The 15,912-nt window shown below is 33.4% G+C and carries 15 protein-coding genes and 1 pseudogene; 11 read left to right on the top strand and 5 right to left on the bottom strand.

The window, feature by feature from the left end:
* Window positions 1-10 precede the first annotated feature (10 nt).
* Together H9635_RS06450 and H9635_RS06445 are read right to left on the bottom strand one after the other, a co-directional pair.
* A complete protein-coding gene (locus H9635_RS06450; protein WP_191699323.1) occupies window positions 11-586 on the bottom strand; it encodes a hypothetical protein in 576 nt (191 codons plus the stop codon).
* A gap of 199 nt (window positions 587-785) precedes the next feature.
* A complete protein-coding gene (locus H9635_RS06445; RefSeq protein WP_191699322.1) occupies window positions 786-2,081 on the bottom strand; it encodes an MFS transporter in 1,296 nt (431 codons plus the stop codon).
* 193 nt (window positions 2,082-2,274) lie between these two features.
* On the opposite strand from H9635_RS06445, the gene H9635_RS06440 reads away from it, so the two are divergent.
* The 3 genes from H9635_RS06440 to H9635_RS06430 all read left to right on the top strand — a co-directional run bounded on the left by H9635_RS06440 (window position 2,275) and on the right by H9635_RS06430 (window position 6,401).
* The gene (locus H9635_RS06440; RefSeq protein WP_191699321.1) at window positions 2,275-3,525 is read left to right on the top strand and encodes a helix-turn-helix domain-containing protein; all 1,251 of its coding nucleotides are present in this window, start codon (window positions 2,275-2,277) and stop codon (window positions 3,523-3,525) included.
* 346 nt (window positions 3,526-3,871) lie between these two features.
* Window positions 3,872-5,905, top strand: a complete 2,034-nt coding sequence (locus tag H9635_RS06435) for a HelD family protein (RefSeq protein WP_191699320.1) — start codon at window positions 3,872-3,874, stop codon at window positions 5,903-5,905.
* Window positions 5,906-5,987: 82 nt separating this feature from the next.
* Window positions 5,988-6,401 carry a protein-disulfide isomerase gene (locus H9635_RS06430; RefSeq protein WP_191699319.1) on the top strand — a complete coding sequence of 138 codons (414 nt, stop codon included), beginning with the start codon at window positions 5,988-5,990 and terminating at the stop codon, window positions 6,399-6,401.
* Window positions 6,402-6,482: 81 nt separating this feature from the next.
* Here H9635_RS06430 and H9635_RS06425 read toward each other — a convergent pair whose 3' ends face one another.
* Window positions 6,483-7,208: a MerR family transcriptional regulator gene (locus H9635_RS06425; protein WP_191699318.1), complete on the bottom strand. Its 726-nt coding sequence runs from the start codon at window positions 7,206-7,208 to the stop codon at window positions 6,483-6,485.
* A 135-nt stretch (window positions 7,209-7,343) separates the two neighbouring features.
* On the opposite strand from H9635_RS06425, the gene H9635_RS06420 reads away from it, so the two are divergent.
* The 7 genes from H9635_RS06420 (at window position 7,344) to H9635_RS06390 (ending at window position 13,574) form a co-directional block, all read left to right on the top strand.
* Window positions 7,344-8,306 carry an arsenic resistance protein gene (locus H9635_RS06420; protein WP_191699317.1) on the top strand — a complete coding sequence of 321 codons (963 nt, stop codon included), beginning with the start codon at window positions 7,344-7,346 and terminating at the stop codon, window positions 8,304-8,306.
* A gap of 104 nt (window positions 8,307-8,410) precedes the next feature.
* Complete coding sequence (gene epsC / locus H9635_RS06415) at window positions 8,411-9,340, top strand: serine O-acetyltransferase EpsC (protein ID WP_191699316.1); 930 nt, start codon at window positions 8,411-8,413, stop codon at window positions 9,338-9,340.
* A 306-nt stretch (window positions 9,341-9,646) separates the two neighbouring features.
* Entirely contained in the window at window positions 9,647-10,081 is a 435-nt protein-coding gene (locus H9635_RS06410; protein WP_191699315.1) for a hypothetical protein, read from the top strand.
* 165 nt (window positions 10,082-10,246) lie between these two features.
* On the top strand, window positions 10,247-10,393 hold the full coding sequence (locus tag H9635_RS06405; RefSeq protein WP_191699314.1) for a hypothetical protein: 147 nt from the start codon (window positions 10,247-10,249) through the stop codon (window positions 10,391-10,393).
* Window positions 10,394-10,630: 237 nt separating this feature from the next.
* A complete protein-coding gene (locus H9635_RS06400; RefSeq protein ID WP_191699313.1) occupies window positions 10,631-11,185 on the top strand; it encodes an aspartyl-tRNA synthetase in 555 nt (184 codons plus the stop codon).
* 598 nt (window positions 11,186-11,783) lie between these two features.
* Entirely contained in the window at window positions 11,784-12,143 is a 360-nt protein-coding gene (locus H9635_RS19195; protein WP_263616905.1) for a S66 peptidase family protein, read from the top strand.
* Window positions 12,144-12,216: 73 nt separating this feature from the next.
* Window positions 12,217-13,574, top strand: a protein-coding gene (locus H9635_RS06390) for an IS3 family transposase (protein WP_191699312.1) whose coding sequence is annotated in 2 segments (ribosomal slippage) — window positions 12,217-12,670 and window positions 12,670-13,574 — 1,359 coding nt in all. Because the reading frame shifts where the segments join, the coding sequence is not laid out codon by codon here.
* A gap of 401 nt (window positions 13,575-13,975) precedes the next feature.
* On the opposite strand, the gene H9635_RS06385 is transcribed toward H9635_RS06390, so the two are convergent.
* Window positions 13,976-14,650, bottom strand: a complete 675-nt coding sequence (locus tag H9635_RS06385) for a VOC family protein (RefSeq protein WP_191699311.1) — start codon at window positions 14,648-14,650, stop codon at window positions 13,976-13,978.
* A gap of 246 nt (window positions 14,651-14,896) precedes the next feature.
* Window positions 14,897-15,265, bottom strand: a complete 369-nt coding sequence (locus H9635_RS06380; protein ID WP_225231142.1) for a VOC family protein — start codon at window positions 15,263-15,265, stop codon at window positions 14,897-14,899.
* A 157-nt stretch (window positions 15,266-15,422) separates the two neighbouring features.
* On the opposite strand from H9635_RS06380, the pseudogene H9635_RS06375 reads away from it, so the two are divergent.
* A pseudogene (locus H9635_RS06375) lies at window positions 15,423-15,865 on the top strand (AAA family ATPase).
* Window positions 15,866-15,912: the final 47 nt, after the last annotated feature.

The raw sequence follows: 15,912 nt of genomic DNA, 5'->3' as shown, positions 1-15,912 counted from the left end.
GTTATACATGTTAAAACTCCTTTAACAGTAGATTGTAATAACGTTTTGAATAATCTATAGAATCTTTAATAATTTTATTGAAATAAGTACTGACTAAAACATGTTCCTTTAATCGATTTAAAAATTGTCTATGAATCTGATTGACCGTATGTTCTTCTGGTGTGTCATTAAGAGTGTTTACATAAAAGTTAATGATTTCAAGGGGCAACTCAGACTGTAGACCCATATCATTTGAAATTTTATGTAGATCAGATTTTAAATTATTTTTAATGTTAATAGCGATTAATAAACAGATTAAATGATTATTACTTTTTATCTGTTTGACCTTAAGAAGTTCAGTTTGCTTGATCATTAATTCATGTATATAAGATTGAAAGGGATAGTCTAAACGAATAGTATCATCCATTAATAACTTTTCACTATCCGTCGTTAAAAAAGTATATAAATTAAAAACCAACTGATAATAAAAAGCATACCCGTGTTTATAATCTTCCAATTGCACAGCTAAAAATTTGTTGTTTAACAGTAATTCCTGAAATTCATTTTTTTTAGTAATGCTAGCAACATAATAACTAGTAATTTTCATGTTTAAACTCAGCTCCTTAAAAAAATGAATCAATTCATGGTAATATTATACAGATTAAACATAAAAATATCAAATTTTTATATTTTTTAGCAAAAATATAAAAAGAACTACTTAAAAAAGTAGCTCTAATTTTATAAAATTATTATTTGATTATAGTAAGCAATAATAAAATAATCTTATTTTATCATTAATTTAGTTCTTACTCTGGTACTGCTTCCACTTCTACTCTTTCTGCTTTTAACTCAGGATGGGCCATTTCAATAATTGAGCGTCGTAATAGAATTAAAACAATTGCTATTAAAACAGTTCCGCTGAATAGTAAAATATATTGTGCTGGAATGATGTCATATAATATTCCAAATCCAAGTGTACCGATTGGCATAGCGGCAGTAGCCATCATCTCGATAATGCCAAATACACGTCCTCGATATTCCTCATCAATTGAAGTTTGCATAATAACACCAATTGGAGTGTTTGTAATTACCCCAAGTGAACCAAAAAAGAGCATAATGATGAAATAATAAATGAAATTCATCATAGTTGAAAACTGAATAATAAGCGGTAATGCTGCTGCAATTACGACAACCGACATTGCAAAAGTTGAGCGTTTAACGATTAATAAAGGGAATTTAACATTTGAGCGAGAAGCAAAATAGATCGATGTAACGAATACACCTACTGCTGCGCCTGCTTCTGTCAGACCGATTAACTTTGGATCTAAATGAAGGATTGTTAATAAAATGAAATCTCCACCAACGTTAATTGCTGTGAAAAATAAATTTAGCCAAAGTGCTGTCCATAAAATTGCTTTAATAATCGGTTTTTTGTTTACATATCGGAAGCCTGATTTCAAACTTTCCAACATCGATTCTTTTGGTGATTCTTCTGTCGTCGTACGCTCTTTCTTATAAAGAGTAAAATTCATTGTCGATTCCAAAGTTAGTGTAATAATAGCTGCACCAATAAAGATCATTAAAAACATTTCCATTGAAACAAACCCGAATAATACGCCACCTAAAATTGGACCAGCAATGCCGGAAATTGAGTAGGATAATTGGTTAAAGCTCATCGCCCTTTGAAGTCTAGCCTCATCAACCATATTCGCAATGGATGCAGAAAATGAAACACTTGAAAATGTCAGGAAAATCCCGTTAAAGAAAGTCGTAATATAAATGGCCGGTAATGATAATCCAAATTCATGTGTGTAAAGCAACAAAGTACTTATTGTCAAAATGACACCAGCTTGCCCCCCAAGTACGAGCCATTTTCGTGGTAGGCGATCTCCAAGAACGCCCGCAACCGGTGATAAAATGATGCGTGGCAAAAAACTCAAAACAATTACTGTCGCAAAGCTTAATGAAGATCCAGTTAACGATAAGATATACATACTTAATCCAAAGCTGTAAACACTTCCTCCAAGTGAACCAATCATTTTACTAATAAAAAAAGTGTATAAATTATAGGTTGCTTTTTTTAATTTTAATTGCTCCGTCATTTTCAAAACCCCTTTGTTTAATTTTATTAAACTTATTATATGAGATGGATTTTCTTTTTGCAATATAAAAGTTTAATTTAATTTAAAAAAATAAAAATAATTTTTTGATTATATGTTGAGTTTGTTTAATTTTATTTAAATTATTTTCATTTTGTTATATGGTTTGTTAAAATGTATTGTATGAGGTGAGGTTGTGTTAAATATTGGAGCTAAAATAAAAGAACTTCGAAAAGAGCGGAAAATGACACTTGCACAAGTAGCAGGGGACCGAATTACAAAAGGGATGCTAAGCTTAATTGAAAATGGGAAAGCCCAACCGTCCATGGAAAGTCTGCAACATATTGCAAAGCAGCTAAATATTGACGTGTCAGAGCTTATGCAAACAGAGAATCATCACCAAATTAAAGAACTTTATCAGGATGTTGAAAAAAAGCGCTTAGCTCTTTTTAAAGAATATAATGAAAAGAAATTTAACGAAAAAGTAATCGAATTGTATGATACGATTTTGCCATTTGTTGATAATGGCAGTTTAAAGGGGACGACCTTTGAGGACGTTCGTATTTATGATGCTTATTTATCAATGCGATACCATGCAAAGATAGATTTATCTGAAAAGCCTTTTGTAAAATTGGTACAAATGTATGAACAAGTACATGCTTATTCAAAAATTTTAACGATATTTGATCGAATGGCAGGTATTAAGTTTTTGGAACGGAATTATATGGAAGCTCTTCACTATTTATTTGAAGGGGAGAAGTATATTGATAAATACGGGGATTTAATTGATGACATAGAAAAATTAGATTTATACTATAATATAACGGTGATGTCTGCAGCGATAAATGATGATGCGCAGGTTGAGCACTATATTGAAAAGGCCTTTATTCTTTCTAAAGAGAAAAAAATCTTTTACCGGTTAAATGAATTTTACCGATTTTTATTTTTTATTCACTGTTCAAAAGAAGAAGGAGAAAAGGCATTTTATTATTTGAAAAAGATGCGCGCCTTTGTCGAGATCATGGAAGAGCCAGCTGAGACCGTGATGGAGCAGATTCTTACGCTGACCTATACAAATCAAATTGAAAAGGATTATGAAAAAACAATCGCAACCCGATTCGAACGAGTTGATATACTAGAAGACATTTATTATGATGCAGATTTCTTCTTTAATGGGGAATACGCGTATGCTAATTACATGCTCGGTCGTTATAAAGAAGCATTAACTTATTTAAAGGATATCAAAATTCTTGGTAGGAATCAGCATCCTATCGATTTGGCTATTATGTATCGTTCGTTTGCAGTGCGTGCGCTGTGCCAATTTATGCTTGGTGACAAGGAAAATGCAAAACGTGATATTTTATACGCAACGGATGGTGTAAAGGATTTTAAAATAACGAAAGAAATTCAATTTATACTTGATGCGCATAAAACAATAATGGAATAGAACAAGGAGGCTACCTGAAATTCGATTTCGGACAGCCTTCTTTTTTCGTTTTCAAGTCTCTATAAGTGAAGGGTGCTCACCATCCGAGGTTTTATTAGAATATTTAACTCTGATATTAGAAACTTTGGTCTGGATATTAGCACATTTCTGAGTGATATTTGAACATTTCAGCAGTTTATTAGCACTTCGCACAAGTTTATTAGAAAACAGAAAATATATTAGCACTTTTCAGCAGCTGATAATCAAGTGCAGAAATCTTTTATAATTATAAACCCTCCACTTAAACACCAGCCAAAAATATGTTGATATACTAGATGGCACTGTGTGAAAAATGGGGGTATTGCTAATGAAAGAAAAAGAACTGCCGTATTTTAGTGAAACATTATCCAGCTTAAAAAAAGCTTATAAAAAATTAAATAATGAAGTAAAGGTACAGGATAAAAGCTTTAAAGATTTACAAAAATATATGATTGATTATAAAAGTGAACTTGATAAATTTGAAGTGTACGACTACCAACAAACATTGAGCATGATTGATAAGCAAGGTTATGCCCAAGTAATGGAGCTTGAGCAAGTAAAGAAGCTAATTTATTCACCTTATTTTGGCCGCTTTGACTTTGTATATGAAGGCGAGTCCTTGGAAGATGCCGAACCGTTTTATATTGGACGCTATGGTTTTAGGGATGAAGAAGGAACGAATTTAATTTATGATTGGCGCGCACCGGTTTGCAATATGTACTATGAGTTTGAACTAGGACAAGCATACTATGAAGCAATGGAGCGACGTTTTGTTGGGAATATAATAAATAAACGTCAAATCAAAATTGAAAACTCACAAATTCAGTATGTAATCGACAGTTCTTTAACAATTCAAGATGAAGTATTACAGCAAACGTTAAATGAGCAGGCAAACGACAAGATGAAAACAATTGTTACTTCCATCCAGCGTGAACAGAACAAAATTGTCCGTAACGAATCGGCCTATAACATGATTATTCAAGGGGTTGCTGGTTCGGGAAAAACGGCTGTTGCTCTTCACCGTATCGCCTATTATTTATATAAGTACCGCGATACATTACGAGCAGAACGAATATTTATCTTGTCACCGAATAAAGTATTTGGTGACTATATTTCTTCTGTCTTACCAGAGCTTGGCGAACAGCCGATTCGCTCATTTACGATTGATGAGTTAACGGTAAATTTATTACCTGCAGCGGTAACTTTTACACCTTTTGAAACTGAGATGAAGGAAATACTATCTAACCCGACTGGACCATTAGCACAGCGGGCAAAGCAAAAAGCCAATTATGCATTTGTTAAGCGACTTCAGAGTTTTTTATCGGATTTAAATAACAGGCTCTTAAAAAATGAATCAATTTCCATTGCTGATGTTAAGTTTGAAGCCGACTATTTACAGCAGCGTTTCAATCAGTATCGCAATGAGCCCGTTGTTATGAGGATTGAGTTAATGGTCGATGATATTATTCAAGTGTTAAAGTCAAAAAGAGGTGGGGAAGGAAAGTTACCAAGTAAAAGTGAAATTAAAAATCGGTTAACAAAACGACTTTTGTATAAAAATCCATTTGAAATTTATAAAGTGTTTATTAAAACATTAGACGAAAATGCATTTAAGTTTTCCAAGAAAAACTTCGAATTTAATGATGTGTATCCTTATCTTTATGTTCAGCTTTATTTTAAAGGGATCAAAACATACGAATTAGTACAGCATTTCGTATTGGATGAAATGCAGGATTATACTCCGATTCAATATGCGGTGTTGGCTAAGGTCTTTGAATGTAAGCGAACAATTATTGGCGACTTTAGCCAGGCATTACTCCCATATGAAACGATTTCAAAAGAAGCATTTCAGGAGATACTACCAAAATTAGAGTATGTAGAACTAACAACAACGTATCGTTCTTCCTATGAGATTGGCATGTATGCGAAAAAATTTATGCGTACCGGGGAACTTGATCCGATTGCAAGACATGGAAAAGAGCCAGAGGAAATCTTCTATCGTTCAATCGATGACATGATAGGAATTTTGCAGGGAAAGCTAATAAATCATTGGAGAACAACAGCGATTATTTGCAAAACAGAGGTGGATTTACAATTTATAAAAGAACGGATGACCGTGCCATTTTATATTTTGGATGGGCATACAGAGAAGTTTGAAACAGGTGTCCTTTTAACGACGATTCAGTATGCGAAAGGTCTGGAATTTGATTATGTTATTGTGCCATTGGTCGATGCCGGGCGATATGAAACGGACTTTGACCAAGGACTTTTATATATTGCGACTACAAGAGCCATGCATGAATTAACGATGCTAATAGATCATTCTAATCCTTCAAAATTGCTGAGAAGCGATAGAGCTTAGGGAAATTTAGTATATAGCCTTAAATTGGAACTTTTTATATGGAAAATACGTATAAAAAAGTAAAAATTAGGTGGTGTGATTAATGAAGAAGAGTGTTTCATTTTTTAGTTTAATAATTATGTGTGTATTACTAGCTGTTGGATGTTCAGAAGAAAATAACTATGCATCAGATTTAGATGCTCATGAAAGGGATCTAGACGGCTATTTTTTTGATAGTGGAAGATACCAACTATATTTCAAAGACGATAAAGTGATGATTATTGGTAGAGAAATTGGAAAAGATAAGAAAAGTGTACTTGATGAAATTTATTTAAATAAAGGTGTAGAACTTGGTGGTACGGTAATGGAAGAGTATGAGAATGTAGAAGTTACAACAAATGACAATAAATATACTATAAAAGTGGATGATTTTACACTAGAATTCACTAAATTTAAGGACCATATTATAGTCGATTCTGAAAACATGGAATATATTAGAAATAAATTAGAAATTTAGCAATGCTAACTGAAAACTCACTAAAACAGCACCTGATCAATTTTGATTCAAGATGCTGTTTTTTTGCTTTTAAAATGCGCGTCAAGTTTGTAACTGATCCAGTATGTCAATAATGCTGCACACATCCTTCATCGCTTGTTTTAAATTGAGCTCTAACTCATCGGTAACATGATAAAACTCATTTTTAAATTTAGGCGTGTTTAAAAGTGTATGAATATCAGCCCCGTGTTCCAGTGCTTCAATTTCCTGAAATAAGTGGAGAATACTCGTTAATGAAAAGTGAGCACTTCGAAGTGTTCGAATAATGAGCAGCTTTTGTACATCTTCTTCCTTGTATTGTCGGCGGTTTTGTGTATCGCGATTCACTTTGAATAAGCCGTTGCGCTCCCAATTCCGAATCGTTTCTTCGGTTAACTGCAGATGATTTGCCACCATTTTATGTGTAAAAATTAAGGGAGAGCTAGTATTACTTTGCATAATATTAGTTGAAATTTGAATAGCTTTTTTAGCGTAATCATACTCTGACTGTAAAAACTGGAGATAGGTAAGTGCTGCTTTCCGACTTTCCTTAAAATTGCCTTGTCCACTGAGCTGTACAATGTTTGTCGCCATTTTGCGTAAATTATTTTGAATAAATTCCTGATTGAATGCCAGCCGGGCGATATACATTTGCTTCAAATGTATTTCAGTATAGATTCTATAGCCATTTTGTTTTCTAGAAACAGGAGATATATAGCCCCACTTTTCATACAGTCGCACGGTATTAGGGTGAACATTCGCTTTTTTTGCAATTTCATTTGTTAACATGCTATAACTTCCTTTTGTGTAATCGAAATTCTCTTCCTTTATTTTATCAAATAATAATGATAATGATATGATTAGTGTAAGCGGTAAATAGAACTTATACCGGTAAAAAGGGTTGAAATTAGAGGGGCTTAAAATATGATTTCAAGAGAAAAATTGGAAGCAAATCAAGTGTTCCTATATTTATTTATTTTAGTTGTTGCCATAACATTTGGACTAACCGCTCCAAATATAGCAACTCAGTTAGATAGTACGATTTCTATTATTATTGGCATATTAATGTATAGTATGTTTTCGCAAATTCCGTTTCATTCTTTGAAGGGGTCATTATTAAACCGGCGATTTATGCTTGCGCTTTGTATTGTAAATTACATAGCCGTGCCAATCGTTGTGTGGTTGTTATCTCAATTACTACCAGATTATCCACCGCTTTTATTAGGTCTGTACCTAGTTTTGTTAACGCCGTGCATTGATTATGTGATTGTTTTTACAGCGATTGGCCGTGGAAATGAAAAAGCAATTTTAACTGCGACACCGTTTCTTTTCATTTCACAAATGCTTCTTTTACCTTTATACTTATGGTTATTTATAGGAAGGGAAGCAACTAGTCTAGTAGAAGTTACACCATTTGCTGAAGCATTTTTCGGGTTAATTGTGCTGCCGTTAATAGTAGCGGTTGCCATTCAGAAATGGGGGAATAGCGCGAAAGTTGGTAGCAGGATAATTCATTTGTCGGGATGGTTACCGGTGCCTTTTATGGCCATAACGCTTTTCGTTGTTGTTGCTTCACAAATTAGTAAGCTATCTGGCTCATTTTACTGGATTGCAAAAGTGATCCCAATTTATATCGCGTTTATGATTATTATGCCGTTTATTTCGAAAATAGTTGGAAAATGGATGGACTTGGATGTGCCGACTACCCGCGCATTAATTTTTAGCGGATCTACACGTAATTCACTAGTTGTATTACCATTAGCTTTTGCATTGCCAAACGAAGTAAGTATACTAGTCGCTGCAATCATAATTACTCAAACCATTGTTGAAATAGTTGGCGAACTAATTTATATAAAAGTTATCCCGAATGTGGTAATGCCGGATTAAAAACAGTCTTTTACTTAAAAGTATAGAAAGTTCGACCACTTTTAAATGTGTGTAGTATAATCGCATATAAGATGTATGATAAAAAGGATAAGGGGTTCAAAAAGATGAAAATTGAAGAATGGTTAAATAATGAAACATCATTAATTGCTACTAAGCTTATTGAATATAACAAAAAACATATAGAAATAGAAAAATCTATTGGCTTTACTGGACGAGATAAAATCCATGAAATTTTAGATAATTTTTATGAGATTTTTTTCCCGGCTATTAATAACCAAGGTGTTGTAGATGAAGCACGTACTTTGATGAGTGTAAATAATAGTTTACGAAAATCAGCTTTAGATTTACGGGACATTATTGAGACAGTGCTAATTTACCAAAACTTTGATAATTGTGATGGTCAATGCCGGGAGAAAGCTGATCGAGTAGTTATGAATTTAATCGATTCTTTCCCAGTTATTCGCGAGACGATTCAAACAGATATTCAAGCTGCCTATAACGGAGATCCGGCCGCTACATCCACAGAAGAAATTATGCTGAGCTATCCATCTGTACGGGCCGTTTTTATTCACCGTATCGCACATGAAATTTACAAAATGAATGTTACCATTGTTCCGCGAATAATGTCAGAATATGCGCATCAGTTAACGGGAATTGATATTCATCCAGGCGCAACTATCGGGCATTCGTTTTTCATTGATCATGGAACAGGGGTCGTTATTGGAGAAACGTGCACAATCGGTAATAACGTGAAGATTTATCAAGGGGTTACATTGGGTGCATTAAGTTTTCCTATGGATGAGAACGGTAACCCGATTAAAGGAATTAAACGTCATCCAAACATTGAGGATAATGTCGTAATTTATGCCGGTGCAACGATTTTAGGTGGAAAAACGACTATTGGCCATGACACGGTTTTAGGAAGTAATATTTGGATGACTCATTCTGTACCTCCATATTCACGTGTATACAATTCTCAGCCATCGCCAAACATTAGTAACAGTAAAAAAGTAGCGATAGAGTACGAAATTTAATAGTAAAAAACAACGAGCTGAATAACGGGTTCGTATATAGTAATTAGAGACACAATTCGCATATGAATTTGTGTCTTTCTTTTTGTTGTTAGATTAACTTTTATAATTAAATCAAACTAGATTTAACATAACTTTTAATACCCCTTTTTAGCACGCATAAATACAGGTTCTAATTGGATTAAGCCTTTAAATTTAACGGAACCATGAAAACACCTGCACTGCCTTTGGAAATCACAGGTTGGTTTGAGAATGTTCTATAATTAGTACAATAAAGTGGATTTTTAAAAGAAGGAAGGTGCGTTCAAGATGGAACAATTTATTTTAAATGGGGAAATTGTGAATGTAGATATTCAGAAAACAAAAGCATTATATAAGGAACTTCCTCTAGTTTCTGAAAAAGAACATTGTGGCTGTTCAGATTGTACTTACTACGCAAAAACAATTGTTCATACAACTCCAGCAATTCAACAGTTTTTTAAACAGTTTGGCATTGACCCGAGGAAAGAAGCCGAAGTATGGCGAGCTTGTGAAAATAATGACGGTACCTATTATTATGTAGCAGATTATCATTTTATTGGCGAAATCCCCAATGTTAGAGAATTAGATTGGATTGACATAGAGGGTGCGTCATTCGGTTTAACAAATCATACTGGGAGTTTGCCTTCATCAATGATTCCAGAAACGTTCACCCGACCTATTATTGAGATGATTGTAAAAATTAATTTACGTTCTGATATTTAGTTATTCAAAGAGTGTCATACTTATATAGATATACGAAACATTTCGAAACAATGCTTTCGGTGCGTTTTTCAATGAAACCATAAATAGTTCTACTTCTATTAAAAACTTTTATAAATTGGTAAAGTAAGTTAAAACTATTTGGTGTAGAGGTAGGTGTTTAAAACATTGGAAATTATTATTACTATCGGGGTTGTCATTATAGCCATTTCTTGTTTATCTATTGATGCAAAATTAAAAGAAAATGGTAAACGTGATAAAGAAATTATTGCTTTACTCAAAGAAATAAATCAAAAAAATAAAGACATTCATTAAATAGTATCCTTAATCAATGTGATTTATGAGATATACAAAAAGAATCTAATTAATGTTCCCAAATGAAGTTTGGTAGCACTTAAAAGAGTGTTTGTCGCTGTTTTTTAAAGTAAATAGCACTCTGAGACGTTGTGAGAAATTAGGACTGTTCGATTCACTTCCTGAATGGCTGTAACGTATAAATAGACTCTTAAAGAAATAGATTTTCATGGTAAAATAAGTAAACGAGGTGTTCAAATGAAACAAGGCTCTTTTAAAAAAGCAGTAAACGCTTTTACCGTGATAGCAATTTTCATTACTGTTATTTGGATAATTTCCGGAAAATCTAACTCCTATTCAGAACCTCAAGAAGCTATATTTGCTGTTGAAAATGATTTAGTGTTAATTCCAGCTTATAAAATAAATAGAAATGCACTTTTCTTTTTCATAAAAGATAAGAATAATCTAGGAGCTACATATGTACGAAAAGGACTTTTCGGATGGAAAGCAGAGTTTCTTTCATGGAGACCTATGGATTATGAAAGAAATTATGAAAATTTAAACGGTTACCAAGGGCATGGTGAAAATCTAATTTTCGGATTAGTTAAAGATAGTGATGACTTATTGATTCAACTTGGTGATAAAAGTGCTAAAATCTTAAATTTAGAAATGTTACCTACTGAAGTTGTTGAAGAATATCAATTAGCAGGATTATACATTTGGTACTTTGAAATCGATACTGCTTTAGAAGAAGGTAAAATCAGACTAATTAATAACACGACCGAGGAAGTGATAGAGGAAATTGATTTATAGCATATAAAAACAAACCTAAAAAACATTCCCAAATGCAAGTTTGGCAAAAAGCGAAAAGGGCAGAAATGTTGTTACTAAAAGTCAATATTGACAATGGTTTGAGCTTTGGGTAATGTTGCGTCATTATTTTTCTTGCATAAAATCATGTATATCCTTATCGTTGTAAATCCGCATTTTTCAAAGTAATTCCAATTAGAGTTAAATATTTCATTAAAAAACGCTCAGAAATAGTCTGAGCGTTTTAAATCGCTATTTATATAGAGAGTTTACTGTCTAAATATATGCTAATTAGCGTGTCCTTTACATTGTTTTTAATATTTTTATCCCCATCAACCAAACCCGTTACGAGATTAAGGACATTACTTTTGTTCGGTGTATTTTTGTTTAAACATTTAAATCAAGAAAATACGTATACATACTTTGAACACTATTTTTGTTCGCCGCAAGCTCCCTACAAAATTGAACGTCCTTCATTTTGGTCCGATGAAATGGTGAACTGGTTAAATTTCGAGAGAAAAAAAAGCTGTATCCGAACGATTGGATACGTCTGAATCCTGACATTATAGAAGGACGATTAATTGATGGGAATAATAATGCAATGTATGGCTTTATTGGTACACCCTACTTTCCTAAAATTAAACACGGTGATATCCTGCTGATTGAGGATACGATCAAACATCCTTCCGTTATCGAAAAAAATATCGCGATGCTGAAATTACATGGCATTTTAGACCTTGTAGGTGGCATCATACTCGGAAAACATGAGCAATACGATGATGCTGGTACCGGCAAGCAACCTTTAGACTTTTTATTGGAACAAGTGGATCGGCGAAAAATTCCGATTTTAGCGGATGTGGACTGTTCACATACGCATCCAATGTTTCCATTAGCGATTGGTAAGAAAGTTCAACTTAATACAATTGAAAAATCCATTACATGTATTGAAGATTGGTTTTAAACAGGATAAGGTTCCCAAACGTGAACTGCACCCCATTTGTTAGACACATCTAACAAGGAGGTGCCTTTTTTCTATGGCTAAAATGAGTGCAGAAGAAAAATTAGCAGCTGTTCAAAGATATGTAAATGGAAAAGAAAGTTCAAGGAAAGTAGCGGCTGATATAGGGGTATCCCATCGTTACCTATTAACCTGGGTGAAACAATATGAACATAACGGTGTAGAAGCCTTTGTAAAACGATATACAAATTATACGAAGCAGTTTAAACTAGACGTACTTAACTACATGACTGAACACGGTACGTCCTTATACGAAACCGCTGCCATTTTTAAAATTGCGGCTGCTTCAACGATACGGAATTGGAAAAAACAATTCGAAGCACAAGGAAAGGATGCCCTTCAGCCAAAGAAAAAGGGGCGTCTATCCATGAAAAAAGAAACGGCAAAACAATCTAAGAAAACACCAGTAGAAGGCTCTACTCAAGCACTCCAAGCTCGTATTAAACAGCTTGAAATGGAAAACGAGTACTTAAAAAAGTTGAATGCCTTAGTTCAAGCCAAAGAAAAATCACCACGAAAGACAAAGTAAAAGTCATTTGTGAATTAAGGCATAAATATTCGGTGAAAGCACTTGTGGCATTCGCAGAAATTAAACGCAGTACGTACTACGATATAATGAAGAAGATGAACCGACCCGATCCGAACGCTGATTTAAAGGTCGAAATCCAATCTATTTACAATGAACATGAAGGCCGTTACGGGTATCGTCGTATTCGTGATGAGCTGGCGAATCGTGGGCAAAAAGTGAATCATAAGAAGGTTCAACGCATCATGAAAGAGCTAGGTTTAAAGTGCTTAGTACGTATGAAAAAATATAAATCGTATAAGGGCACAGTCGGTAAAATTGCGCCAAATATTTTAGATCGTAATTTTACGGCAGAGGCTCCAAATGAAAAATGGGTAACCGATATTACAGAGTTTAAATTATTCGGAGAAAAGCTTTATTTATCGCCTGTTTTAGATCTATTTAATGGTGAAATTATTACCTATACAATTGGTTCAAGACCGACCTTTTCCCTTGTTTCAGCCATGTTAAAAAAGGCGTTAGAACGCTTACCAGAAGACCACCAGCTATTGATGCATTCGAATCAAGGCTGGCATTATCAAATGAAACAATATCGACACAGTCTTGAAACAAGAGGCATTGTGCAAAGTATGTCTCGTAAAGGTAACTGTTACGATAACTCCGTGATGGAGAATTTCTTTGGCATCATGAAATCTGAATTTCTCTATTTAAAGGAATTTGAAAATATCGAGCAATTCAAAAGAGAACTAGAAAAATATATCAACTACTACAATACCAAACGGATTAAGGCAAAATTAAAAGGTATGAGCCCGATACAATATCGAACTCATGCCCAAATGGTTGCCTGAAATTACCGTGTCTAACTTTTAGGGGTCACTTCAAGTTTGGGAAGAAGCAAAAAGGGCAGAGATATTGTTAAATCAATGTTTCTGCCATTTCTATTGGTACATTATTTATACGTTGTTTTATACAATTTTACTAAAAGTCAATACTGACAATGGTTTGAGCGTATTTTTGGGAATGCTGCGTCATTGTTTTTCTTGTATAAAATCATGCATATCCTTATCGTTGTAAATCCGCATTTTTCTAAGTAATTCCAATTAGAGTTAAATATTTCATCAAAAAACGCCCAGAAATAATCTGAGCATTTTTAATCGCTATTTATAATAGCGGATTTACTGTCCCCATCAACCGAACTAGTTACGAGAGGAAGGACATTACTTTTGCTCGTCGTATTTTTGTTAAACATTCAAATCAAGAAAAATTGAGCGTTATCGTCAATACCCAGCTTTACGTCATTTTCCAAAGTAATTGTCATTGGAAAAATAACAGCATCCTTTTGGGAGAAATACCATCTTCTATTTGGTGAGACAAGCAGTAAAAAGACTGCTCCATTTTTATCGCTCATAAAATTCAAACCAGTGTGTTTAATTTTCTCCCCATTACGTTCAATAATGCCTGCTTTTTTCAACTCTTCGGCAACCATTACTTTATCTTCAACCACTAAACTCATTTCTGACATTTGTATAATATTGTTGATAGAAAAAGAGGTTTCACTTGTTGGATTGTCTTTGGTTCTGGAGATGAATTCCAAAATATTGCCTGCAGGGTCCTCGAAATAAAGAGAATGAGCCTTAATATTTTCAAAATAAACGTCATCTTTACCATCTTCTATGGATAAAGCTACTCGCTTTAAAACCCATTCTTTTGCTTCTAGAAATTGATTGGACGGAATATCGAACGCAAAATGATAAAATGGATTTCCTTTAACATTGCGATTATTAAACTCAATCGTTGTATAGCCAAATGTCACTTCAAAGCTGTCTGCAAGTTCATTTTCCAATGTACAGCCCAAATTATTTTTATAAAAATTTTTCATTACTTCTAAATCATTTGTTTGAAGTAATACCTTTTTAAATTTCAAAGTAATGCACCTTCTTCCCTTATTTGAAGATTATCTTACATGTAGTATATCCAAAAAGAAATACGGCTTTTGATTGAAGGGACTATGTGGTTTGAAAATTTTATTTTGATATAAGCTCAATCTGAATAATGGAGGTAGAATTACATTACTTAATGAAACAAGGTAAACAATCATCTGCTCCTTTAGCGAGGGAAACTTTCAAATAGGATAAGTTTCCCTTTATTAATCTAATAGAAGTTGAAAGTGTTACACATTTTCAAATTGTAGGTATTCCAATATATTTCCGAAGGGGTCACTGAAGCTAATAAATTTCCCTGGAGGGCAATCTGTTGGTTCCTCTATTATAAAATTTACGTCTTTATCTTTTAAAAATTTCACCGTTTCATAAATATTATCCGTTCGCAAACCTAATACAACTCTTGAAGCTTTTTGATCTTGGATTGAGATTGTATTAGTGTTTTCTTCTAAAATAATCGGTAAATCACCGTTTACAAGTGAAGCAATATTAGCACCATATTGCTTGTTTAATTCAAACCCAAGAGTACTCGTATAGAAGTCAATTGCTTCTTTTAAATCGGGTACGTAAATACTTATAACACAAACGTTGTTCACCATAGTATCCCACCTTTTCACTTTTATTCTGAATATTCGACAAGTATTAATGAGGTTCCTTTAAAAAATTCTTAAATTCATATTGTAAAAATTTACAAATTACAATATGCTTTATTAGATTTATATTAAAAAAATTCAAGGGAGGTAAGGAAGAGGAGCAATGTTTTTTATACAAATGTCCGGGTTCCCAGGCTCGGGGAAATCTACATTAGCACTGGAAATTGCAAATAGAATAGATTGTGTCATAGTCGATCATGACATTGTTAAATCTGCATTGCTGAATTCGGTAAAGGGAAAAATGTCATTCTTGATAGCCCGTGCCTATACGATGAGATGATAGAAAAGGGAATGGCAATATCCCGTACCTATAATGCGAAATATAAGTATATTGAATGTTATTTAGCCAATTTTGATGAAATTAATAATCGATTAAAAAGTAGAATGAAAAAAATCAGCCAAATTGCACAGGTGGAAAATAAAGATATTTTTTATACTACGATAAAAAATAATAAAAAACCTGCTAATCTAACATGTCTTACTGTGAAAACAGATAATCCATTACATACATATATAGATGATGTGCTTAATTACATTAATAGTTAAAAAAGGGAAGGGGCTTGATGTGTGCATTATCAAACCCCAATGTATTT

The organism is Solibacillus faecavium, assembly GCF_014836905.1.
Lineage (GTDB): Bacteria > Bacillota > Bacilli > Bacillales_A > Planococcaceae > Solibacillus > Solibacillus faecavium.
This window is presented reverse-complemented; position numbering and strand designations above follow the sequence as displayed.

Excerpts from the sequence above, each read along its gene's own strand:
- H9635_RS06410 (WP_191699315.1), top strand. The coding sequence starts at position 9,647 with ATGGAACAATTTATTTTAAATGGGGAAATTGTGAATGTAGATATTCAG.
- H9635_RS06435 (WP_191699320.1), top strand. The coding sequence starts at position 3,872 with ATGAAAGAAAAAGAACTGCCGTATTTTAGTGAAACATTATCCAGCTTA.
- H9635_RS06445 (WP_191699322.1), bottom strand. The coding sequence starts at position 2,081 with ATGACGGAGCAATTAAAATTAAAAAAAGCAACCTATAATTTATACACT.
- epsC (WP_191699316.1), top strand. The coding sequence starts at position 8,411 with ATGAAAATTGAAGAATGGTTAAATAATGAAACATCATTAATTGCTACT.
- H9635_RS06450 (WP_191699323.1), bottom strand. The coding sequence starts at position 586 with ATGAAAATTACTAGTTATTATGTTGCTAGCATTACTAAAAAAAATGAA.
- H9635_RS06420 (WP_191699317.1), top strand. The coding sequence starts at position 7,344 with ATGATTTCAAGAGAAAAATTGGAAGCAAATCAAGTGTTCCTATATTTA.
- H9635_RS06380 (WP_225231142.1), bottom strand. The coding sequence starts at position 15,265 with ATGGTGAACAACGTTTGTGTTATAAGTATTTACGTACCCGATTTAAAA.
- H9635_RS06425 (WP_191699318.1), bottom strand. The coding sequence starts at position 7,208 with ATGTTAACAAATGAAATTGCAAAAAAAGCGAATGTTCACCCTAATACC.
- H9635_RS19195 (WP_263616905.1), top strand. The coding sequence starts at position 11,784 with ATGTATGGCTTTATTGGTACACCCTACTTTCCTAAAATTAAACACGGT.
- H9635_RS06400 (WP_191699313.1), top strand. The coding sequence starts at position 10,631 with ATGAAACAAGGCTCTTTTAAAAAAGCAGTAAACGCTTTTACCGTGATA.
- H9635_RS06430 (WP_191699319.1), top strand. The coding sequence starts at position 5,988 with ATGAAGAAGAGTGTTTCATTTTTTAGTTTAATAATTATGTGTGTATTA.